Genomic DNA, 22,421 nt, shown 5'->3' with positions numbered 1-22,421 from the left:
AAATAGGTAGTAGTTTCTCTCTAATATTCTCTATAGAAGTCTAATGCATCTTTGATCTCGTCTTCTGTGGCTGTCTGGTTGATACGGATATCACCAATACCACCTAACAGCGTGAAATTGATGGCTGTACCGACATTCTTTTTGTCGTGATGCATCAGCTCGATAATCTTGGGATAGTCATCACAGGTAATATTCATTCGACCGTAGTGCTCCTTAATGAATGTGACGGTCTGTCTCATCTTGTCCTGAGGAAATCCCGTCTTGACACAGCAAAGGTAGAGTTCTACCACCAATCCATAGGCTACAGCATAGCCGTGTAGGATAGGTTTACGCTCCAAAGCCAGTGACTCAAAGGCATGTCCGGCGGTATGCCCAAGGTTCAATGCTTTACGTATGCCGTGTTCTGTGGGGTCTTCTGTGACGATGCGTTGCTTGACGGCAACATTCTCAGCGAGCATGCTGCCCAGTTGCTCCAAATCGGTTAGATTGAAGTTCAGCAGTTCTGCCCATGTTTTCTCGTTGCTGATAAGCCCGTGCTTCAGCATTTCTGCATATCCTGAGAGGATGTTCTCTTGGTCAAGTGTCTGAAGGAAAGTGGTGTCTAGGATGACACAATCCGCATTGTTAAACACCCCGATTTCATTTTTCAGTCCTCCGAAATTAAAACCGGTCTTACCCCCCACGCTGGCATCCACCATTGACAGGAGGGTTGTGGGAATATTGATATAGGACAGACCTCTTTTGAATGTTGAGGCGGCAAAGCCACCTAAGTCAGTCACCATCCCACCGCCAAGGTTAATCAACAATGAATGGCGTGTGGCTCCCATTTGCTGTAACGCTGTCCATACCTGAGTCACCGTGTCCAGTGTCTTATGGGTGTCAGTGGCACCAATGACAATGGGGTGGGCGTGTTTCATACAGTCGTAGGCAGAAATAACGGGAAGACAACACTGCTCGGTGGTAGTGTCTACCAATACGAACAGTTGGTCATGCGGACACTCGTCAATAGCATTGGTAAGTGTCTTTTGTAGGTTATGGGATATGACTAATTTTTGTTTCTTTGTCATTTTCGGGTGCAAAATTAATTAAAATTTGCGAAACTGGTATGCAAAAAAGTGGATAATTGTCGATTATACCCTAATTTTTATTGGTTTTATTTAAACTTTTTCAATTATTGAACGTCTTAGAGGAAAATATTTCCTTTATTTTCAATGAAACGACTGATAACATTTTTGTTCTTGTCATTGCTGACTGTGGTTATGTTGGCACAACACCATGTGACAGGAAAAGTAGTAGAGAATGATTCGCAGGAACCTGTCTCACAGACAACGGTGAAACTGCTTAAACTGGATAGCACACTTGTGACAGGTGTGTTGACCGACTTGGAGGGAAGATTCAGGTTGAAGGCACCATCAGCTGGTAAGTATATCGTACAAGTGACCTATGTGGGATACAAGCCTTATACGAAGCGGGTTACGGTAGGTGCTGACAAGGATGTAGCTTTGGGCACCATCAACATGAAGCCTGATGCCATCATGCTGAAGGGCGCCACCGTCACAGGACAGGCTTCAAAGGTTACGTTGAAGGCAGATACCTTTGTATATAATGCTGCCGCTTTCCGTACTCCGGAAGGCTCTGTCGTGGAAGAGTTGGTGAAGCGACTGCCTGGCGCACAAGTTTCTGATGACGGAAAAATTACCATCAACGGTAAGGAAGTGAAGAAAATCATGGTTGATGGTAAGGAGTTTATGACAGGCGATACAAAGACAGCCATGAAGAACCTGCCTGCCAACATCATCGAACGCGTTAAGGCTTACGATCAGAAAAGTGATTTGGCTCGTGTCAGTGGTATTGATGACGGTGAAGAGGAAACCGTGCTCGACTTTGGTGTTAAACCTGGCATGAATAAGGGTATGATGCTCAATACCGATATCGCTGCAGGTACACAAGAACGCTACAGCGGACGTACCATGTTTGGCTGGATGAAGGACGATTTGAAGATTTTCCTGATGGGAAGCGCCAACAACGTCAATGATATGGGCTTCTCTGCCGGCGGTGGACGCTGGGGTGGAGGTCGTCAAGGTCTGACGGCAACGAAGATGACTGGTGTGAACGTGAATTATGAGAAAAAGAATCGTTTGAAGTTGGATGGAAGTATCCGTTGGAACCATAATGACGATGATGCTCAGGTACGTCGTTCTACGGAAGATTTCATGAGTAGCACGTCATCCTCCTTTGGTAATAGCCTGAGCAAGAACCTAAACCGTTCCAATAGTTGGGATGCTCGTATGCGTGTGGAATGGACGCCTGACACGCTATGGAACATCATGCTGCGTCCTCAGTTCCGCTATAACTCCAACGACGGTCTGAGTAACAGCCTTAATGCTACTTTCAGGGCTGACCCTTATGGCATTTCAGGTATTACAGACCCGTTGTCACAGATTGACCGTTTGATATATACGGACTCTATCGTAAAAAATACAAATCTCAGCAAGGGCCTCTCCTATAGCGATTCGAAGACTGTAGGTGCTGTGTTGCAGATCAATCGCCGGTTGAGCAGTACTGGCCGTAATATTACTTTGCGACTGAATGGTAATTACAGTGAGGGAATGAGCAAATCGATGACCAATAACTTTGTGGAGTATTTCATTGTCGACAGCACCAAGACTCCCCGAGAGTATAAAGACTCTACCTATCAGGCTAACCGATATGCCGTGACGCCCACCAAGAATTGGGATTACAGTATCCGGGCCACTTATAGCGAGCCTATCTTCCGTCAGACCTATCTGCAGTTCAGCTATCAATTCCAGTATAAGTATACCAAGAGCGACCGTGGTACGTATGACCTGACCAAGACAGGACTTCCTTTTATGGCTATCGACCCAGACTACCGTGACTGGGATCGCTATCTGTCATTGCTGAGTAATCATGTGCCACCCATTGACTTAGAAAGCACGAAGAGTCAGAATCTAAGCCGTTACTCGGTTTACAAGAACTATATTCATACAGCTGAGCTCATGCTGCGCATTGTTCGCAAGGACTATAACTTCAATGTCGGAGTGCAGTTTATACCTCAGAGTTCAGAATTGACCTATCGTTATCTTACGACGGATACCATTACAAAACGTAACGTCATGAACTGGTCGCCAACGGCAGATTTCCGTTGGAAGATCTCAAAAGTTAGTCAGTTGCGCTTTACCTATAGGGCTAATACCAGTCAGCCGTCAATGACTGACCTGCTTGACATTACCGACGACTCCAACCCCTTGAACGTCCGTCAGGGTAATGCTGGACTGAAACCGTCGTTCACCCAGAACTTCCGCTTGTTCTACAACAACTACATCCCTAATCACCAGCGCAGTATTATGGCTCACTTGAATTTATCGACAACGAGCAATGCTGTTTCCAACATGGTGACCTATAATGTGCAGACGGGTGCTCGGACAACGCGTCCGGAGAATATTGACGGCAACTGGAATGCCTTTGGTATGTTTATGTTCAATACGGCCATCGACTCCGCAGCCTTCTTTAATATCAACACATTCACCACGCTTCGCTATGCTAATAGCGTCGGTTATGTCAGCGTGAATCGTAATGCCAACTCAGAGAAGTCTACCACGCGCAGCACGACAGTGGGTGAGCGATTGGCTGCCAATTATCGTAACCAGTGGTTTGAATTCGAACTGAATGGCTCTTTGGAATACCTACATGCACGTAGTGAGTTGCAGACGAACAACAACATGGACACATGGACATTCTCGTATGGTGCAAGTGTCATGCTGACGGCTCCTTGGGGCACACAGCTTTCGACAGGTATGAATATGAACAGTCGTCGAGGCTATAATGATGAATCGATGAATACCAACGAACTGATATGGAACGCACAGTTGTCACAGTCTTTCTTGCGTAATAAGTCTTTGACTTTAAGCTTCCAGATGTATGACATCCTGCACCGACAGTCTACGTTCAGCCGTACTGTTACGGCTATGCAGCGCAGCGATACAGAGTACAATGCCATTACCAGCTATGCCATGTTCCATGTCATCTATCGTCTGAATCTCTTTGGAGGTAAGGCCGGACGTCAGGGAATGGGTCCTGGTGGTCCTGGTGGCTTTGGCGGTCCTGGTGGCGGCCGTGGAGGCCGTGGCGGCGGAGGCTTTGGCGGTGGCGGCGGAGGCGGACGCCGTTTCTAAAGACAGAAGAACTATGAGTAAACAAGATACTGTTGAGTTATTAGCATTTCATGGTGTAAAGCCGACGGCTAATCGCATTCTGGTAGCAAGTGAACTGGAAGCGGCTGGTCGTCCGCTTTCTTTGTCAGAGCTGGAGGCGAAAATCAAGACGATAGACAAATCGGGTATTTTCCGTGCCTTGACGCTCTTTCGTGAACACCACCTCGTACATGTCATTGAAGACGGAGGTGACGGTGTGCGCTATGAGTTATGCCATAGTCATGATGAAGAACATGATGACGACATACACGTACATTTTTATTGTGAACGCTGTCGCCGTACTTATTGCCTGGAAGACACAAAAATACCGCCAGTAGAATTGCCTGGCGGTTTTGTGATGAATGCTGTCAACTACATGGTAAAGGGCATCTGCCCTGCCTGTAGGAAAGGAGAGCATTAAGCTTCTTTGCGGTCGTCAATGTTGTCGCCCTCAGTGGGAGCCATCTCTTCTTCAAAGTCGGTGATTCCAGCTTTGATGAGGATGTTATACCACTGGATGAGTTTCTTGATATGACTGTTCTGTACGCGGTCCTGGTCCCATTGGGGGAGAACTTTCGAGAAATAATCGTGCAATTCCTTGGGAGTAGCCTTCTTGAAGTTGACACTCGACTCCTTGCCTTTTTCCAGGTCACGCATGGAAGCCAGTACCTTCATCAGAGGCACGTCTTCTGTCTCGGTGAACATGGCAATGTCTGCCAAAGAGGTGATACGGTCTGTGCCAAAGGCAGGAAGACGTTTGTGAGTATCGTCCAAGGCCTCAACGATGAGGCTGTTCTTGGCGCGTGATACTAATTTGTAAAGTCCCGGCTTACCCGAGATGGCTAAAATAGTCTGTTTCATATTCTTTTCTTATCTTAAAATATTATCTATCTGAGCGTCAATGTCTGCTATGCCGTCATTGACTATCTCGTCGTCGGCCAGTTCCCTGACCTTGTCCTGCGACCATTGGCGCTGCATCCATTGCAGTACGTTTTCGCGGCTGATGCCGTCACGCTTCATGACGCGTTGTATGCGCACCTCAAGTGGGGCAGTGACCACGATTACGCGGTCCACCAGTTGGTTGATGCCTGACTCATACATGATGGCACTCTCCATCCATTGCATACCGCTCTCCTGGAAGTCCCGGAAGACGGCAGGGTGCACGATGTCGTCAATGGCTTTGGCGTTGGCTTCGTTGGCTAAGAGGAACTTGGCAACGGCAGCCTTGTTGAGCGCCTCTCCGTGATAGGCATCCTCACCGATGAGTGCCGTCAACTGTTGTCGGATCTCTGGCGAGGTGCGTATCAGTCGCTTGGCAGCCGTGTCGCAGTCGTACACGTCTATGCCTCGTGCTTTCAACCTTTGGCAAATAAAGCTCTTTCCAGAGCCAATGCCCCCCGTGATACCTATCTTCATTCTTCCTCTATCAGATAGTCTACTTCCTTGGTTTCGAGCGACGCGCGGCTGATGCCTTGAGGAACGCTGCGAAGATATATCTTGCACTTCTCCGATTTCGTATCCATGATTTCATTGTAGTCGGTAATCACCGTGAAATCGTCAGGACGCAGGCTTCTGATACGGTCGGCACCTGCCACAAAGTGTATTCTTACCTTGGGCGGGAATGTGCGCAGCACCTTCCCTGCAGGTACGTTGATGCCCTGTATGGGAACACCATCCATCGCCTCTTCCGTCAGCACATCGGTGTAGAACTTGATATGGATTTGCTTCGGAACCACTTTTACGTCCTTCATATGCGACAACTGACAGTCGATAGACAGGGTATCGCGGAAATTGGCATAGTTCAGTGCCTCTGTGTAGATGGTGCTGATACTGTCTAACTTCTGTTGTGTGGCATATACGTCAACACTGTCGGGCGTGTATTCTACTTGTGAGATGAAATATAGCTGGTCAGGAATGATACGTCCTGTCCATCTGACGGGTACACGCTTGTGTTCTCCATAGTTGTATGAGAACTCCAGTCGCTCAGGCTTGATGGAAATCGTCTTTGAAGAAAGTTCCAAAGCCTGTTCCACGATACGCTTGATGTCTCCGCTGGGTATGACGCCTTGTCCGTGACCTCTGTCGTAGGCCTTGAAGTTGATGCTCATCGTCTTCAGCCTGTCACCGTGAAGGTACGACAGGATGACCCATCCCTTGTCCCTTACCGTGACGCGCAGGGTGTCAACAGCCGTAGATGTCAGCACCACGTTCTTGGGGATGTTGCCCACTTGTAGGGGTATCTTGATCTCTTTCTCGTAGGTTTCATTCATGGTCTTGATCAGCCAGAAGATTCCTGAGAGAAACAGAAAGAATACAAAGACCAGAAGTTGCTTGTTCATGTTGCTGAACAAGAAAAGTCTGATGGCTTTGAATATGGTCTTGATACCCGACATCAGGAGATGTGTTAATGCTTATTTGCCCTGCATGGGTGTGCTGGCCATGTCTTTGAATACATAACCCTTGTCCACCTTGATGACTACGCCGTCTGCAATCTTGACTTCAATGATGCCGCTGGCCAGGTCGATTTTCTTGACGGTACCGTAGATGCCGCCGCCGGTAACAACCTGAGCGCCTTCCTGCAGTGTGTTCTGGAAATTCTGGATTTCCTTCTGGCGCTTCTGCTGAGGACGGATCATAAAGAAATACATGATGGCGAAGATGGCAACCATCATAATGAGGAAACTGGTCATGCTGCCACCGCCTTGGGCGGCTTGTGCAGCGAGAAATAACTGTGTCATATTTGTTTTAATTCGTTTATGTTATCGTTCTTCTATATGTTTCAGGAGTCTTCCTGTCTTTGTCAGGTGACGGGCTATGGCGTCGAGCATTCCGTTAATGTAACTGGCACTGCGTGGGGTAGAGTATAGCTTGGCAATCTCCACATATTCATTAATGGTTACATTGATGGGGATGCTGGGGAAGGTCATCATCTCGGCAATGGCTATCTGCATAATGATGATGTCCATATAAGCCAGACGTGAGAAGTCCCAATTACGTGAGGCTTCGCTCATGAAGTGCTGATACTCGTCACCATTCATAATCGTTGCACGGAACAGCTTACGAGCGTAGTCCTTGTCTTCCTCGTTGTCGTATTCAGGCAAAAGCTCTTGATGCGACTGGTTCTTTTCTTCAAAGCGCTTGATGGTCTTTAGGACAAAGGTGTCAACCACCTCCTTGTCGTCGTTCCAGTAAAGGCTTTGCTCCTCCAGCAGGGCATCCAGGTCGTCGTTGTGCTGTATCAGGGTGCGATACAGCTTGCGCCATAGTTCCCGGTCGGCTTCATAGCTGTCCTCCGGACTAGCCATATAATCCTTGTATATTTGGCTTTCGGCAACAAGTTGATACATCTTCTTTAGAAATTCGGGTTCGTCATTCCACGTCTTCTTCTGGGTTTCCATGAAGTCGTTTAGCATCTTGTTCCCTTCTAATTGAAGGGCAAAACGGTTGTTGACAAACTTCTGTGAGGGCATTTCTGTCCCCTCGCGCTGGGCTCTCGACTGAGCCACTTCCAAATGACGTTGCGCCTCACGGGTAATGCTGACGATTAAGGCCAGCAAGAAATTGTAAAGGTCATAGGCTTTTGACAGGCTGAATAATAATTCCTTTTCAGCCGAGTCAATGTTTTTGCTCCCGTTTTGATAGTACGCATAGGTCAACTGTACTGTCTTAATCCTGATGAGTTCTCGATTGATCATACTGTTTAAATAGCTATTTGATACACTTATCAGCTGCAAAGGTACGAATAAGTGAGAAGAAAACCAAATTTTATTTGAGTTTTCTCGAACGAGAGTACCTAAGACTGCCCAAAAACTATATACGAAAAAAGGTCTATACCGCAATAGCACAGACCTATTTTTTTCCCTTTTCGGACAAGATTATATGGAGTTCAGACGAAATCTAAAAGGGTTATCGCTTGAAATCTATCCGCCTCCGGTTCCCCGAAGGGCGCACCGCAAAGTGAATCCAGACGACGCTGCGCTTCTGCTCTGGATTTTCCAACCCCCTACGGTTCGTAAACGAAAGGATTGGCAGCGAGGAAGGTGCCAACGTTATCCGTCAATAATAGCAGATTACCAATCAGCAATCAAGGCTTTGGCTTCTATACGGCACTCTTTGGCTTCGCCTAAAATACTCCCATTTGAGAAAACTCAATTAAAATTTGGTTATCTGCTCATTTATGCGTATCTTTGGCAACAAAAAAAGCTAAAAACCAGACAATATGAAGAAATCTTTACTTGCATTGCTTGCCCTGCTGTGCGTAGTCGTGCAGGGCTCATGGGCCCAGAATCCGACACCATCCACCGCGTTGGAACCGTATATTACAACACTGGGCAACCGAATGGTATATAAGTTCAACTATCCATCGACCAGCGTGACGGGCGACCCCGTTGTGCTTTCGTCGTTATTGTGTTGTTGGGCACCTACCACGCCGCCGAAGGGTGCTGCCATCGAGTCGGTACACTTGTATAGCCACTATACTGTCACAGCCAATTCGCAGTGTCCCACCAGCGCTACGCTCTCAACAGCCGATTTTGTAGTTCTCTCCACCTTGTTTGAAGGCGCTGAATACGACGAGGGGAAACCCTACAAGAGCATCGTCAAGCGCAGCATCGTCATCATGCCCGACTACGAGGGCTACGGCGTGTCGAGTGCCAGGACACATCCCTACCTCATCCAGAAGGTGACGGCACAGCAGGTCGTTGATGCCTTAACCTATGGACTGGAACTTTACGGCAAGCTGAACGGTGCGAACAATACCCTGCCGCTGAAGGACAATTGGCGGTGCTTCAGCCTTGGCTATTCACAGGGCGGTGCAGTGGCACTAGCCGCGCAACGCCATATCGAGCAGAACGGACTCAGTGACAAGTTGCACTTCCGTGGCACTATTTGCGGAGACGGTCCATACGACCTGATGGCCACCATGCACTACTACCTGAACGACGACGGCACCAGCTACGATGTCACCACCGCCCACAACGAGAACGAGATTACCTTCCCCGTTGTCCTTCCAATGATTATGAACGGCATGATAGTAGGCAATCCCGCTATGTCCCAGCACAAGCTGGACGACTACTTTGAACAGTCGTTCCTCGACACCGGTGTCATGGACTGGTTAAGCACCAAGAACTTGACCACTGACGATATCAATAAGGCCTGGCTTAGTCAGATAGACAATGGCACCGCCACCATTGGAGGCAAAACCTATAAGGCTCCCGCCAACATGAAAGAGATGTTTTTCAAACATGAGATTCCTGGCATGATTTGGAGCTCCTGGGTAGCGTGGGCCAATCTCGACAAAATCCTTACTCCTGGTTTCTACAGCTATATGAAGAATCCAGACAACTTCATCAGCGCGCCAGCCGCGACGGGCAACGCCTATGAGGACATGCGCTATGCCCTGGAATCGAATAATGTCTGCACTGGCTGGAAACCACAACACCGCATACAGTTTGCACACTCGAAGGGTGACATGGTGGTGCCCTATGGCAACTACCTTGCCTTCCACAATGCCCATCCCCACGGCTTAGACGATATGTATCGCATAGACAACACGTTTAGTAAAAGCGACCATCTAGATGCCGGCAAGATGTTTCTGATGGGGTTAGGAACAGAATACTTCAACTATTTCCAATGGGTTGACGCTGCAACACCTACGGGTATCAAGACGATGAAAGATGTCAGAGGTATGATGTCTGATGTTTGGTACACCATCGACGGTCGCAGGCTTAGTGGAAAGCCGACGCAGAAGGGTCTTTACATCGTTAACGGCAAGAAGGTCGTGATTAAGTGAGAGAAGTGAGAGCTTGTTCTCACTTCCGAACGTGAGCGAGCTCGAGCAAAGCTCAGGGTCGTGATTAAGTGAGAGAAAAACTTGCCGCCATCTCTTATGGCGTCGCTTACAGGCGGTTCATACCGAGTCTGAGTGTCAGGATGCGCCGCACGCTCTGGTTGATGCGCTCTTCGCTGATGGTTCCGTTCTTCACAGCAGCCATCACTGCATCGAAGGCCTCGGTGAAGTCGCGAGGACCCAGCACGATGTCCACTCCTGCCTGGATGCTGCCCACGGCGGCCTCGCCACTGGTGTAGTGATGGGTGATGGCGCCCATCTCCATGCCGTCGGTGATGATGATGTTCTTGTAGCCCAACTCTCCGCGCAGCTTGTCTTGCAGGATGATGGGCGACATGGTGGAGGGAACGGTAGAGCCGGTGACGTTAGGTACGCCGATGTGGGCTGTCATGATCAGCTGGCAACCCCACTGGATGCCTGCGCGGAAGGTCACCATCTCGCAGTCCTTCATCTCGTCCCACGTCTTCAGCGACTGTACATAGCCCGTGTGGGTGTCGGCTGTCGTGTCGCCATGACCGGGGAAATGCTTGATGCAGCCCGTGATGCCTGCATCCTCCAGACCTTGCAGGTAGTTGACTACCATCGGTGCAGCCACCTCAGGCTTGTCGCTGAATGCACGCGGACCGATGATGATATTGTCCGGATTGGTGTTCACGTCAGCCACAGGGGCAAAGTCGATGTCGAAGTCGTATTTTTTCAGGTAGGTGCCGATGGTGTTGCCGCACTCGTAGGCATTCTGCGGGTCGCCGGTCTCACCGATAGCCGCCATCGAGGCGTATTTCTTGACGTTGAAGTTCGGGTTATTTGCGATGCGTGATACCCTGCCGCCTTCCTCGTCGATGCAGAGCAGCGGATGACCGTTCAGCGAACGTATCTGCGGGATGATGGTGGCCAGCTGTGCCTCGTCCTCGATGTTCCATGCATACAGGATGATGCCGCCTACGGGGTATTCCTTATTGACATTCCTCATGTTCATGGTAATCTCTTGGTTCTTGAGGGCTGCCAGGTCGTCGTAGGTAGTCCATTCTATCGAGGGGTCGAGCGACTCAATGCGGATGTAGAACATCTGTCCTATTTTCTCGCGCAGCGTCATCTTCTGCAGCAACGCTTCTACCTCATCGGTGGGCGGTACGACAGGTGCGTCGTTGTTAGAACAGGATGTCAATAAAAGACCGTAGGTCATGATGACGGTCAGCATCCATAGTATTCTCTGTTTCATTGTTGGGATTTTGTTATTTATTTGATGATTCTTGATAATCCGTTTTGGTTATAATCGAATGAGTGTAGAGCCTAGTCGCCCTATCTGTACGGCATAGACACCGGGCTGCAGACCGTCGAGGCTGACGGCACCGCCTGCTACCTGCGACTGGCGCACGATGGCACCCGACAGGTTGTAGAGTGTGACAGCCGTTCCGTCCTCTGCACCCTCGGCATAGAGTCGGCCGTCGGCAATGCGGAAGGTCATACCCTGCGGCTGATGCTGACTAAGTTCGCTGATGGCTGTTGGTAATCCCAGCACCTTGAGCAGTCCCTTGTAGGCATTCAACTTGCCATAGCCGGCACGGATGCCAGCTTTCTGGGTAAACTCGTCGGTTTCGGTGCTCTCCTTGATGATGTCCTTCACCTTGTCGATGGTCAGCGTGATGCCCTTGTCGTGGGCAGCCTGCAACCACAGGGCAATGATGCCTGCCGCAATGGGTGTTGCCATCGACGTACCGTTGGCTCTCACCCATCTGTAGCTTCGTGGGGTGGTCTGACCTTTGAACTGATTCGAGAAATCCTGTTTGGCAATGACGTCGTTGAATTCATCGCTCAGAAACGAGTTGCTGGCACTATAGATACAGTTGCCAGGGGTTAGGACGAAGGGATGCTGGTGGCCGGCATAGTCAACACCATAGCTGGTGTATTTGGAGATGTCGCCTACCGTTTCCTTTTTATCGGCTTCTGGTTTTCCACCGGGTTCGTCAACGACTAGATTGTTGGCTGTCCATGAACCCACGCTGATGGGTACACCAGTGGTGCAGAGGTCGCCTACGCTGACATCGGCAGAACCCTTGTCAAATCCTTCGACATTCTCAAACTCGCCGCCGCCGCTATTGGAGTTAATCCATGCGCGTTGCTCGATGCTCTCGTTAGCCGTAATCTCAATGCCTAGTCTGATGTCGCTGCTGATCATTAGTCCAATCGACTGAATGGTTGTTGTGGTCACATGGCGAGTGCCTCCCTTCGGATCCTGTGTCTCGCCGATACCGTTTTTAACAGCCAGCGCACCGCCCGAATTGTAATAACGGCTTTTGCCATCACCGTCTTTCATCAGTTTCAGCAAGTCCTTGCTCAGCTCGTCCTTGTCAGCATCCTCCCCGTCTTTGGATATGGCCGCCTTTGAACTGATGCCGTTCACAAGATCATACGTATTCGTGGTGGCTACCTCCGTCTTTTTCGCTATGTCGTAGAGGAAGATTCTGATCTTGGCAGGCTTGTCGGTCAGCAGGTAGTTGATGACACTGTATTCGTTGCTCCTGGAAAACAACACCTTGAGGGGATGGTTGGCATCTATCGTTTTATGGACGTGACAATTATCGCCTCCTTCGTTGCCAGTGGCGATGGTCATGATGTTGCCTCTGTCGCAGAAATCTTTATAGACCAGCGATTCTGCACTGGTACCATCGTGGGGCCCTACTGCAGTATTCATACTCATCGTCACCAACAGGGGCTTGCCAGCCTTCTTGGCATAGTCTTCCATGTAGTTCATCGCATTGATAACGTTGAGCACCTCCGGGTCAGTAGTGCCTCCTTCGTATTTCTTATTTTGTTGTTCGTCGGCGTATGTTTCGCTCAGTATGAGTTCGGCCTTAGGTGCTATACCTGCCAGATGGCCACCTGCTATGCCCTTCACGTTGGCAACCGGACTGGCTGCTGCGCATCCGGCGACGTGTGTGCCGTGAAAAGTGTTGGTCTGCTTCAATTGCGTGGTGTCGAGTATCATTTCGGGTATGTCGAAGAGCGTGCCTTCCAGTTCCTTGCCGTCAACCACCGCCTTCTTGCCCCTTCCCTCGGTATAGGTCATCCCCGGCATGTAGGCTGCTTTGATGCGCAGATTGCCTTTGTCGTCTTTGAAAACGGGATGGGTGAAATCGAAACCGGCGTCTATGACGCCAATGATGACACCTTCGCCGTTGTAGGCCTGTGGCAGTTGCTCGCCCGTGCCGTTCTGCACCTCGTCGGCATGTGTGACTTGTCGCGACTTATCGAGTTTCAGTAGGGGCTTGGTGCCTTTCGCAATATTCAACACGCCCTCCAGCCGGGCTATTTCCGGCAATTGTTCGGCTGTGGCAGCCACCATCAGCATGTGACCCATAGCCGCCTTAACCTCTGCACCCATTCCGGCTATCTGGCCGCTCACCTCGTCGGGGTTGGCATTGGGTTGAACCCTCACCATGAAAAGTCCGGGCTTCTGTTCTTCTGTCGCTGCAGCACGCCTCGTCTTAGCCTGTTGCACGTAGGAGCTCACCATCGGGGATAGTTTATCTTGTGCCATCATACTGCCGCCGCCCATCAAAAGCAAAGCCAGCAAACACTTCATCGTTCTTTTCATCATTTAGATTGTTTTAGATATCAGAAAAAAATTTGTTCACATTTTGGAAACAAAGGTAAAGGAAAATTTTAATAACACGTAAACGTTTCGCTAAAAAAATGTTAACCACGAGGTATTTATGCTTTTGCTTTCGGTGCCATGATGTGACCATCATAGATGCCCACAAATCACCTAATTATTATAACGCGTGAAGAAAAAAGGAAAAAACTTTGGCTATTAGCGAAAAAAAGTGTACCTTTGCACCCGCTTTCGACAATCCCCCTACGGGAGGCCGGAGCTAAACCTTCGCATCGTGTGATGGTGGATTAAGCAAATAACTTAATTTTAGAGTAACACATTTTAATTATGAAAGAGATTAACGTAAGTGGTAAGAAGCGCACCGACGTAGGCAAGAAGGCCTCAAAGTTGCTTCGCAAGGAGGGTATGGTTCCCTGCAATCTGTATGGTGAGAAGAAAGGCGAGAATGGTCTGCCCGAGGCAATGGCTTTCGTGGCTCCTATGGCTGAGCTCCGCAAGGCTGTATATACTCCTCATGTATATGTTGTCAACCTGAACATTGACGGTACTGAGCATAAGGCTATCATGAAGGAACTGCAGTTCCATCCCACAAGCGATGCACTGCTGCATGCTGACTTCTACGAGATCAACGAGACCAAGGCTATCACCGTTGGTATTCCCGTTAACATCGTCGGTCACGCTCAGGGTGTTCGCGATGGTGGTCGTCTGAACCTCTCTATCCGTAAGATTAACGTTACCGCTCCATATAAGCAGATTCCTGAGAAACTGGACATCGACGTTACAGAGTTGCAGCTGGGTAAGGCCATCAAGGTTGGCTCATTGAGCTTCGAGGGTCTTGAGATTGCTACTCCGAAGGAAGTTATCGTATGCTCTGTCAAGGCTACACGTGCTTCTCGTTCGGCTGCTGCTGAGGCTGCTGCAGAGTAATATTGACAGCATGGACAAGTACTTAATTGTTGGTCTGGGTAACCCTGGCGACGAATACGCTGAGACCCGCCACAATACAGGATTTATGGTATTGGACGCTTTTGCGAAGGCGTCCAATATTGTTTTTGCCGACCGCCGTTACGGTTTCGTGGGCGAGACCTCGCTGAAAGGCCGCAAGGTGTTTCTGTTGAAACCCACCACATTTATGAACCTCAGCGGCAATGCCGTGCGCTATTGGCTGAACCAGGAGAATATCGACCAAAGCCGACTGCTGGTGGTTAGCGACGATGTGGCGCTGCCGCTGGGCTCGTTCCGTCTGAAAGGCAACGGCTCGAACGGCGGACACAATGGCTTGGGACACATCCAGCAGCTCATTGGTCAGAACTATGCCCGTCTGCGTATGGGCATCGGCAACGACTATCCGGTAGGCTCGCAGATAGACCATGTGTTGGGACGTTTTTCGACGGAGGAACGCGAGCATCTGCAGCCGACTATCGACCTGACTGTCGACATCATCAAGAGCTTTGTGTTGGCAGGCGTCGACGTGACGATGAACCAGTATAACAAGTTGGGAAAGACACCAGTATGGCAGAAACAAACGAAGCAAGAGTAGACAAGTGGCTGTGGGCTGCACGTATCTTCAAGACACGCTCCATCGCTGCCGACGCCATCAAGAATGGGCGCGTCACCATTAGCGGCATGAATGTAAAACCCAGTCGCATGGTAAAGGCGGGCGAGGTGATTAACGTGCGCAAGCCCCCCGTGACCTATTCGTTTAAAATTCTGAAGACGATAGAACAGCGGGTAGGCGCTAAGCTATTGCCTGAGATCTACGAGAACGTGACGGCGCCCGACCAGTATGAATTGCTGGAGATGAACCGTATCAGCGGTTTCATAGACCGTCAGCGGGGAACGGGTCGTCCTACGAAGAAAGACCGTCGTGCGTTGGACGACTTTGTTGGTCCAGCCATGGAGGGCTATGGTGATTTTGACTTTGATTTCGACGAAGATGATATTTAATATTCTTTGGATTGTCCTCGGTGTGGCACTTGTCCTTTTCGGTGCCGACAAACTGACGGAAGGTGCCTCGGCACTGGCTCGGCGCATGAATGTGCCTGAGATTATTATCGGTCTGACCATTGTGGCTGCAGGAACCTCAGCTCCTGAGTTCTTCGTCAGTCTGGTCTCTGCCCTGAACGGTACGTCGGACATGGCTATAGGTAATGTGGTCGGTTCGAACACGATGAACGCCATGCTCATCGTGGGAGCAGCAGCATTGGTAGCCCCGATGGTCATCAGCAAGTCGACGGTGAAGAAGGATATCCCTTGCTCCGTCCTTGCCTCCATCCTGCTCGTCGTACTGGCTTTCGACGGGGCTTTGGGACGCTTCGACGGCATTATCCTTTTGTTGGGCTTTGCCGCCTTCATGGTCTACACGCTGATGCAGGCGAAGACGGGGAAGGCCGATGTCGTCAGGGAGAACTCACCGGTGTGGAAGAATATCCTTTTTGTGGTCTTCGGTCTGACTGGTTTGGTGGTGGGCAGTAACCTGTTTGTTAACGCTGCATCGGACATCGCTTTGTCGCTGGGCATCAGCGAGGCTGTTGTCGGTCTGACCATCGTGGCGGGAGGAACCTCACTGCCAGAATTGGCTACCAGTGTGGTGGCTGCTCGCAAGGGACAATCTGCGATAGCCATTGGAAACGTAATCGGTTCCAACGTGTTCAACATCTTGCTCATCCTTGGACTGACGGCAACCATCAATCCCTTGGAAATAGAAGGCATCACCACCGTTGATATGGCAGTGATGCTCCTGTCGGTAGCCCTCATCTGGCTCTTCTCGCGCACCCGCTATACGGTAGAACGCTGGGAAGGTGCCGTGCTGCTGTTGGGCTATATGGCTTATCTGTGGTGGCTGATTACTTCACTGTAATCACCACCTTCTTTAAATCCTTGTCGGCACTCGACGATTCCACCATGAGTTCATATTTACCTGGCACGACGCGCATGGTGTTGGTCTGGGCATCCCATCCCTCAAAGCACTGACGGGGGAAGTCAATGGCTATTGCCTTGCTTTCACCTGCTTCCAGCATGACTTGCTGGTAGGCTTTCAGTGTCTTCTGAGGACCTTCTTTGTCTGCGCTACGACGTACGTAGACCTGAACGGTCTCCATACCTTTCCGGTCACCGGTATTCTTGACGGTCACGCGTACCTTATTATTCTTATAGACGGGTTTGCTGATGTCGAAGGTGGTGTAGCTCAGTCCGTAGCCGAAGGGGAACAGCGCCTCGCCGGTATAGTAGCGATAGGTGCGGTTTTTCATTGTGTAGTCCAGGAAATCGGGCAACTCCTCCGTGTTCTTGTAGAAGGTGATAGGCAACTTGCCACTGGGGTTGTAGTCGCCAAAGAGCACGTCAGCAAGTGCCGTTCCGCCCTGCTCTCCTGCATACCACCACTGCACAATGGCATCACACGACTCCAGCTCGGGGGTGAGTGCCATCGCACTGCCGGAGCAGTTGACAAACACCACCTGTTTGCCAGCTTGATGCAACATAGCCAGTATGTCACGCTGCGCCTGGGGCAACTCGATGCTGGTACGGTCGCCACCCTTGAAACCAGGTTCGCTGACCTTCATCTCTTCACCTTCCAGACTGGGTGAGATGCCACCCACGAAGACAACCGTCTGGGCGTTGCCTATCTGTGCCAGCAGTTCCTGGTGGGTAGGATTGATTTTCTTTTTGATGTCGAAGTTCAAGGCTCCATAGCCCGTCTCTTGTACATAGTCTATCTGGATGCGGTAGTGCTCGCCAGCCTTAACATCCAGTTCCTTCTTGGCACCCTGGATGCGGTGGCGTACTTTCCAGATGTCCACCAATGTGTCGCCATTGACGATGAGGCGCAGTTTGTCGTCAGCGCTGATGTCGAAAATGAGTTTCTCATCGGCTGTGGGCTTGAAGATACCATCCAGGCGGGCAGAGAAGTTCTCCAGGTTAACGCCTGGGGCAAACACCGTGTTACCACCGTTGCTCAGCTGGATGGGGTTCGCGATATTAACGGTTGTCACAGGCTTCCCCTTCATTTCGGTGTTGTTCCAGTAGATGGCCTGCATTCCCTTGTAGCCTAACGGACTCTGAATCTTGTCATAGCGACTCTCAAAAGCCTCGTTACGAGTAAGTCCACAGCCTTGTATGTAGCTGACCTTTGCCTTCTTCCCGATTCCTTCTAACGCTGTGATGGTACGAGTGGGGTAGCCTGAGTAGTTTCCCCACATCATCACCGAGTCATTGGCATTAGGACCCATGACGACGATGTTTGATGTTTGATGTCTGATGTTAGAAAGGGGCAGGATGCCATTGTTTTTCAGCAATACGATGCCTTTCTTGGCCATCTCGTAGGCTAGCGCCTTGTGTTCCTTCGAGGCAATCACGCTGGCGGGAATCTTCGTCCATGGGTTCAACTCGTCATTGTCGAAGTCACCCAGTTCGAAACGGGCAATGAGCAGACGGCGCAGGCTCTTGTCGAGGTCAGTCTCCTTGATGTCACCGCGCTTCACGGCAGCAGGCAGGTTCTTGTATTCCGAGCCGCACTCAACGTCGGTACCAGCCAATACAGCTTTGGCACTGGCTTCGGCACCATCTTTGGCTACATTGTGCCATTTAGGCAGAAAATCGCGGATAGCACCGCAGTCGCTGGTAATCAGTCCCTTGAATCCCCATAAGTCTCGCAGGATGTGTTGCTCGTAGCGTGCATTGCCGCAGCAGGGGTCGCCGTCAATACGTTGATAGGCACACATCACCTCAGCCACCTTTCCCTCTTGCACCAATGCCTTAAAGGCTGGCAGGTAAGTTTCCCACAGGTCGCGCTCGGGCAGGTTTTCTATATTGAAGGTGTGACGGTTCCACTCCGGACCGCTATGTACGGCAAAGTGCTTGGCACAAGCCAATAACTTCTTATAACCTCCGCCCAGCCATCGTCCTTCGTAGGTCATCCCCTGTAGACCACGCACCACGGCCAGTCCCATCTTCGTTGTCAGATAGGGGTCTTCACCATAGGTCTCCTGTCCGCGTCCCCATCGAGGGTCACGGAATATGTTGATGTTCGGTGTCCAAAACGACAGGCTCTGGTATCGTTGTATGTTACCGGCTTTCTTGGCTTGCTGAGCCTTTGCACGGGCCTCGTCGCTGACGGCAGTGAACACCTGGTGTAGTAGGGCGTCGTCCCATGAGGCTGCCATTGCCATTGTGATGGGGAATACGGTGGCAAATCCGTTTCGTCCCACCCCATGCAGCGCCTCGTTCCACCACTGGAATTGTGGGATACCCAGTCGCGGAATGGCTGGCGAGGTGTCCATCATCAGCTTCACTTTCTCGTCAAGCGTCAGACGACCTAGTAAGTCGTCGGCACGTTGCTCTGCGGTTAGCTGTGGGTTCTGGTAGGGCAGCATCTGCGCCCGCAAGGCCGATGCCCCTACCATAAACAGTATAGTTACAAGTAGTTTCTTCATAGTCTTTACTTAATAATAATCTTCTTTCCGTTTTGAATATAAATGCCCTTGGAGGGCTTGTCCACGCGGACACCCTGGAGGCTGTAGACAGCATGATCTGTAGGTTGTTGTATGGTGCGAGGTGCTGAGATGCCTGTAGACTGCTCGACATAGGTCACCTTCATGGCGAAGCAAAGCTGTTCACCCTTGTTGCTGAATTTCACCACATGTGTCGGATTGATGGTGAAGGTGGCTATATCAGGACTCTTTGGGTCTCTTGACTTGAGTATCTGCACGTCGGATGCAGACTCTGTGTATGACTGGTCTGCCACCTTGCCCCAATAGCATGTGCGGAAGCCATATTCAGGATAAGTCGTGAAGTTGATGTTCTCTTCCTTCACATTGATATAGGAATAGAAGGTGATGCTTCTGACATCTTTGCCTTCTGGTGCGGTGAAGATGTTTTCTGCGCCGTTCGACAGTTTCAGCGTGGTATAGCTTTCGCCGTCGATGGTGACAGCAGTGCCATTGGACCAAGCCTTGCTGCTATTGTTCAGCACTAAGGTAGCACCGTCACTGAAATCTACCGTCGACAGTCCGCTACTGTTTTTGCCGACCAGCCCATCGACAAAATAATACAGTGAGGATGTCTTTGTTCCGCGGTCTTTGGTCGGGATGGTGGAGAGAATGTATTCGGCATCGTTGCCTAACTTGGCTCCGGCCCCCTCTTCGCCTCTCAGTGTGGCGGGTACATCGGCGGCGGCAATTTTGTTGTATGTGTAGGGAACAGACACCGGCTCGCCCACGGAGGAAGCCGAGAAACTGTTATCCTTTGCGGTGACGTTGCGGTTAGCCCCACTGCCATCGAGTGGCTTGTTGACACCGGCAGCTGCATAGTTGCCCTCAACTAATGCTTTGCTGTAACTGTTAATGGTCATGCCAACACTATTGCCGGGGCAGTTGTGATAGTTGTTGACGAGGTGTATGTAGCAGTCATCGGCCTGTGGCAGTCGGCGCATACAGCCTTCGCCCCAGATGTTGCAGGCAAAGGTCATGTGGATCACCATCTCGTGGTTGCTCACCCATCCGCAGCCGCAGGTATAGGCATGTGAATAGCTGCGCGAGGTGTAGTAGAAGTGGTTGTAGGTGTAGGTTGCCCAGTCGCACACCTTGCTGTCCAGTGCGCCATCCTGCGAGTCTACGAATGTGCAGTGGTCAATCCAGATGTGCTTACCCTGATTGGTGATGAGGTCGGCACCGTCGATGTCGACAGCCCCCGGGCCAATGAGCGAGAGGTTGCGGATGATGATATTCTCGCTGGAGGTCTCGATGTGGAAGATTCCCGACTTGTTGGGCAGCGAATAGGCTCCTGTCTTCTGATACTGCAGCTCCATGATGGCTTTCTTGGTGAAGAAGGCCCGTCGGTCGCAGGTCAGGGTCGTGCCATCGGGCAGGGTGCCAGTGTATTGATCTGTGCTGCTCAGTCCTTCGAGGTTCTGACTCTTCAGGTAGGCATTGTCCTCATCGGTCAGGAAGAACTTCGTACACAGTCGGGCATTGTTGATGCCGATGAGGGTCTTGTTTTTCGTTGACGAAATCTTCATGGTCTCGCCAATGGTGAAGTCGCCTTTGGAACCGTCGAAGATGATGATGTCGTTTTTGGCAATGGCTTGCTTGATTTGCGAATCGTCGGTCTTGCCGTCACCAAGAGCAGTCAGGGTGACGGTTGTAGCATCCGAGAAATTTCCTCCGTTTAAAGTGTACGCAGCGCCTGACTCGTCGGAGCAGGTTGCCCAGCCCCATGGTGCTACGTTGTTGGTGGCCATAGCAGGTAGGAGAACTATGGCGCTCATGAGAATCATTAGATTTTTTTTCATTATCATGTTTGTTTTGTTAGTTTATTTCATTCATGTATAGTTCCAGATTAGTATAGCCGTCCTTGCTGGTCAGCTTGCCATCTTTTTTATCATGGGGATTCAGCCCATGGCGACGCTCCCATGCGTCGGGAATCCCGTCGCCGTCAGTGTCCTTGGGAGCAGGATTGCTTTTCAGCTCTGGCCAGGGACTGTCGCCTATCTTGACATCGTTCTGGGTATTGATGATGCCTGGTGAGCAACCTTCACCGGTAAAGGTGGCAGTGCCCTCGCGGACATCTTTGACAATCATCTTGTCCAGCGCATCACGATGCAGGCTGGCACCGGCTTTCTGTAGCACTAACTCGTAGGCTTTCTCTGCGGTGTGCGTGACGACAGGCGCAAACGGCATGGGCTCACGCAGTCGGATGGTATCTTGTGTAACAGCAGTATAGGTGCCATCGTTTCCCAGTCGGTCTATCTGGTTCCATACGCCATAATCCCAGTTGTGACGAGTCACCTCTGGATATTTCGCATTGACGTTGCCTTCCACATAATATTTACCCCACACATGCCACATCTTATCCCATACGTTAGGGCGTTCTGTTCCGTGGTGAGTATATTTCGAGGTGCGTATATTAGGTGCGGCAATGCGCATGCCTCGAAGATCTGTCGGTGTGCCCGGTCCCGGCTTATAATAGTTGTTCACGATATTCACCGTCATAGCCTCACCTCCGTAGCATCCGTTTTCCGTCCAGTTGTAGATGACATTGTTGCGCAAGTCCATGCGCTCATCTTCTTGAGTAAACGGGCTTGGACCCAATCGCGGAGTACGGGATGTGTGATGTGCGATCAGGTTATGGTGATAAGAAGCGCCACTGCCGCCCCAGTTGCCGCCATAGCCATGCTTGCCTTTCTGGTGGCCTGCATTGTTCAGACTTTGTGATATGATGCACCATTGTACGGTGAAGTCACGATTTCCGTAGACGGACAGACACTCGTCGATAGACCAGCTGATGGAGCAATGGTCGATGATGATGTCCTGACTGCGACTGCCTCCCAGACCATCACCCTCATGATGAGCCACCTGACGGTTTCCCAATCGAAAACGCACGTAGCGAATGATGTTGTTGGAAGTAACGGATACAGGGTAGTCTGCCAAGCAGATTCCATCGCCGGGAGCCGTTTGTCCTGCCACCGTCGTGTTTGGCGAGAACCTCAAAGGCGATTTCAGAAAGATGGTTCCTGATACGTCAAAAACAATCGTTTTAGGACCTTGCTGTGCATTAGCCCATCGTAGTGTACCTTTCTGCGGACCGTCTTCCAAGGTGGTGACGTGGTAGACCTCACCACCTCGTCCGCCAGTGGTGTAGCGGCCGAAACCTTCTGCTCCTGGGAATGCCAGTAGCTTCTCCTGTGCTTGAGTCAGCATAGAATTAGCAAGTACCCAGACAATCATTAATAGTCTGTTTAGCGTCATGTTTG

18 protein-coding genes are annotated in these 22,421 nt (G+C 50.5%); 7 read left to right on the top strand and 11 right to left on the bottom strand.

Annotated elements, in window-relative coordinates; all coding sequences use genetic code 11:
• Window positions 1-20 precede the first annotated feature (20 nt).
• Entirely contained in the window at window positions 21-1,067 is a 1,047-nt protein-coding gene (gene aroB, locus BLU47_RS08785) for a 3-dehydroquinate synthase (protein WP_091961349.1), read from the bottom strand.
• Between the two features lie 144 nt (window positions 1,068-1,211).
• Here aroB and BLU47_RS08780 point away from each other — a divergent pair, with 144 nt between their 5' ends.
• Together BLU47_RS08780 and BLU47_RS08775 are read left to right on the top strand one after the other, a co-directional pair.
• Window positions 1,212-4,193, top strand: coding sequence for a TonB-dependent receptor (locus tag BLU47_RS08780; protein WP_091961347.1), 2,982 nt, complete (start codon window positions 1,212-1,214; stop codon window positions 4,191-4,193).
• Between the two features lie 13 nt (window positions 4,194-4,206).
• On the top strand, window positions 4,207-4,632 hold the full coding sequence (locus tag BLU47_RS08775; RefSeq protein WP_091961343.1) for a Fur family transcriptional regulator: 426 nt from the start codon (window positions 4,207-4,209) through the stop codon (window positions 4,630-4,632).
• Here the strand turns inward: BLU47_RS08775 and BLU47_RS08770 are convergent.
• The 5 genes from BLU47_RS08770 to nusB form a co-directional block, all read right to left on the bottom strand.
• Window positions 4,629-5,072: a DUF5606 family protein gene (locus BLU47_RS08770; RefSeq protein WP_091961341.1), complete on the bottom strand. Its 444-nt coding sequence runs from the start codon at window positions 5,070-5,072 to the stop codon at window positions 4,629-4,631. The two genes, BLU47_RS08775 and BLU47_RS08770, sit on opposite strands and share 4 nt — an antisense overlap.
• Before the next feature lie 9 nt (window positions 5,073-5,081).
• Window positions 5,082-5,627, bottom strand: coding sequence for a dephospho-CoA kinase (gene coaE / locus BLU47_RS08765; RefSeq protein ID WP_091961338.1), 546 nt, complete (start codon window positions 5,625-5,627; stop codon window positions 5,082-5,084).
• Complete coding sequence (locus BLU47_RS08760) at window positions 5,624-6,550, bottom strand: YbbR-like domain-containing protein (RefSeq protein ID WP_255402131.1); 927 nt, start codon at window positions 6,548-6,550, stop codon at window positions 5,624-5,626. Before BLU47_RS08760 ends, coaE begins: the two co-directional genes overlap by 4 nt.
• 72 nt (window positions 6,551-6,622) lie before the next feature.
• A complete protein-coding gene (gene yajC, locus BLU47_RS08755) occupies window positions 6,623-6,949 on the bottom strand; it encodes a preprotein translocase subunit YajC (protein WP_091961333.1) in 327 nt (108 codons plus the stop codon).
• Between the two features lie 21 nt (window positions 6,950-6,970).
• Window positions 6,971-7,906, bottom strand: a complete 936-nt coding sequence (gene nusB / locus BLU47_RS08750) for a transcription antitermination factor NusB (RefSeq protein ID WP_091961330.1) — start codon at window positions 7,904-7,906, stop codon at window positions 6,971-6,973.
• A 524-nt stretch (window positions 7,907-8,430) separates the two neighbouring features.
• On the opposite strand from nusB, the gene BLU47_RS08740 reads away from it, so the two are divergent.
• Entirely contained in the window at window positions 8,431-10,002 is a 1,572-nt protein-coding gene (locus tag BLU47_RS08740; protein ID WP_143025517.1) for a hypothetical protein, read from the top strand.
• 106 nt (window positions 10,003-10,108) lie between these two features.
• Here the strand turns inward: BLU47_RS08740 and BLU47_RS08735 are convergent, their stop codons facing one another.
• Both BLU47_RS08735 and BLU47_RS08730 read right to left on the bottom strand, forming a co-directional pair.
• Window positions 10,109-11,278, bottom strand: a complete 1,170-nt coding sequence (locus BLU47_RS08735) for a glycoside hydrolase family 3 protein (protein ID WP_218131542.1) — start codon at window positions 11,276-11,278, stop codon at window positions 10,109-10,111.
• 48 nt (window positions 11,279-11,326) lie between these two features.
• Window positions 11,327-13,657, bottom strand: a complete 2,331-nt coding sequence (locus tag BLU47_RS08730; protein WP_091961304.1) for a S8 family serine peptidase — start codon at window positions 13,655-13,657, stop codon at window positions 11,327-11,329.
• Window positions 13,658-13,999: 342 nt separating this feature from the next.
• Here BLU47_RS08730 and BLU47_RS08725 point away from each other — a divergent pair, with 342 nt between their 5' ends.
• Genes BLU47_RS08725 through BLU47_RS08710 form a run of 4 tightly spaced genes read left to right on the top strand, consistent with a single transcriptional unit; the run spans window position 14,000 to window position 16,532 of the window.
• Complete coding sequence (locus tag BLU47_RS08725) at window positions 14,000-14,599, top strand: 50S ribosomal protein L25/general stress protein Ctc (RefSeq protein WP_091961302.1); 600 nt, start codon at window positions 14,000-14,002, stop codon at window positions 14,597-14,599.
• 10 nt (window positions 14,600-14,609) lie between these two features.
• Window positions 14,610-15,212, top strand: a complete 603-nt coding sequence (gene pth, locus BLU47_RS08720; protein ID WP_091961299.1) for an aminoacyl-tRNA hydrolase — start codon at window positions 14,610-14,612, stop codon at window positions 15,210-15,212.
• Window positions 15,185-15,619: an RNA-binding S4 domain-containing protein gene (locus BLU47_RS08715; protein ID WP_091961297.1), complete on the top strand. Its 435-nt coding sequence runs from the start codon at window positions 15,185-15,187 to the stop codon at window positions 15,617-15,619. The genes pth and BLU47_RS08715 overlap by 28 nt, the downstream gene beginning before the upstream one ends.
• Entirely contained in the window at window positions 15,609-16,532 is a 924-nt protein-coding gene (locus BLU47_RS08710; protein ID WP_091961294.1) for a calcium/sodium antiporter, read from the top strand. Before BLU47_RS08715 ends, BLU47_RS08710 begins: the two co-directional genes overlap by 11 nt.
• Here the strand turns inward: BLU47_RS08710 and xyl3A are convergent.
• The 3 genes from xyl3A to BLU47_RS08695 are packed head-to-tail and all read right to left on the bottom strand — an operon-like array spanning window position 16,519 to window position 22,416.
• Window positions 16,519-19,104, bottom strand: coding sequence for a xylan 1,4-beta-xylosidase (gene xyl3A / locus BLU47_RS08705; protein WP_091961291.1), 2,586 nt, complete (start codon window positions 19,102-19,104; stop codon window positions 16,519-16,521). The two genes, BLU47_RS08710 and xyl3A, sit on opposite strands and share 14 nt — an antisense overlap.
• A gap of 5 nt (window positions 19,105-19,109) precedes the next feature.
• Window positions 19,110-20,960: a pectate lyase family protein gene (locus BLU47_RS08700; protein ID WP_176780516.1), complete on the bottom strand. Its 1,851-nt coding sequence runs from the start codon at window positions 20,958-20,960 to the stop codon at window positions 19,110-19,112.
• A 16-nt stretch (window positions 20,961-20,976) separates the two neighbouring features.
• On the bottom strand, window positions 20,977-22,416 hold the full coding sequence (locus BLU47_RS08695) for a thrombospondin type 3 repeat-containing protein (RefSeq protein WP_255402129.1): 1,440 nt from the start codon (window positions 22,414-22,416) through the stop codon (window positions 20,977-20,979).
• Between the last annotated feature and the right edge of the window lie 5 nt (window positions 22,417-22,421).

Source organism: Prevotella sp. tc2-28 (genome assembly GCF_900107705.1).
Taxonomy (GTDB): Bacteria; Bacteroidota; Bacteroidia; order Bacteroidales; family Bacteroidaceae; genus Prevotella.
Note: the sequence above shows the minus strand (reverse complement) of the source record. Positions and strands in the feature narration are given on the sequence as shown.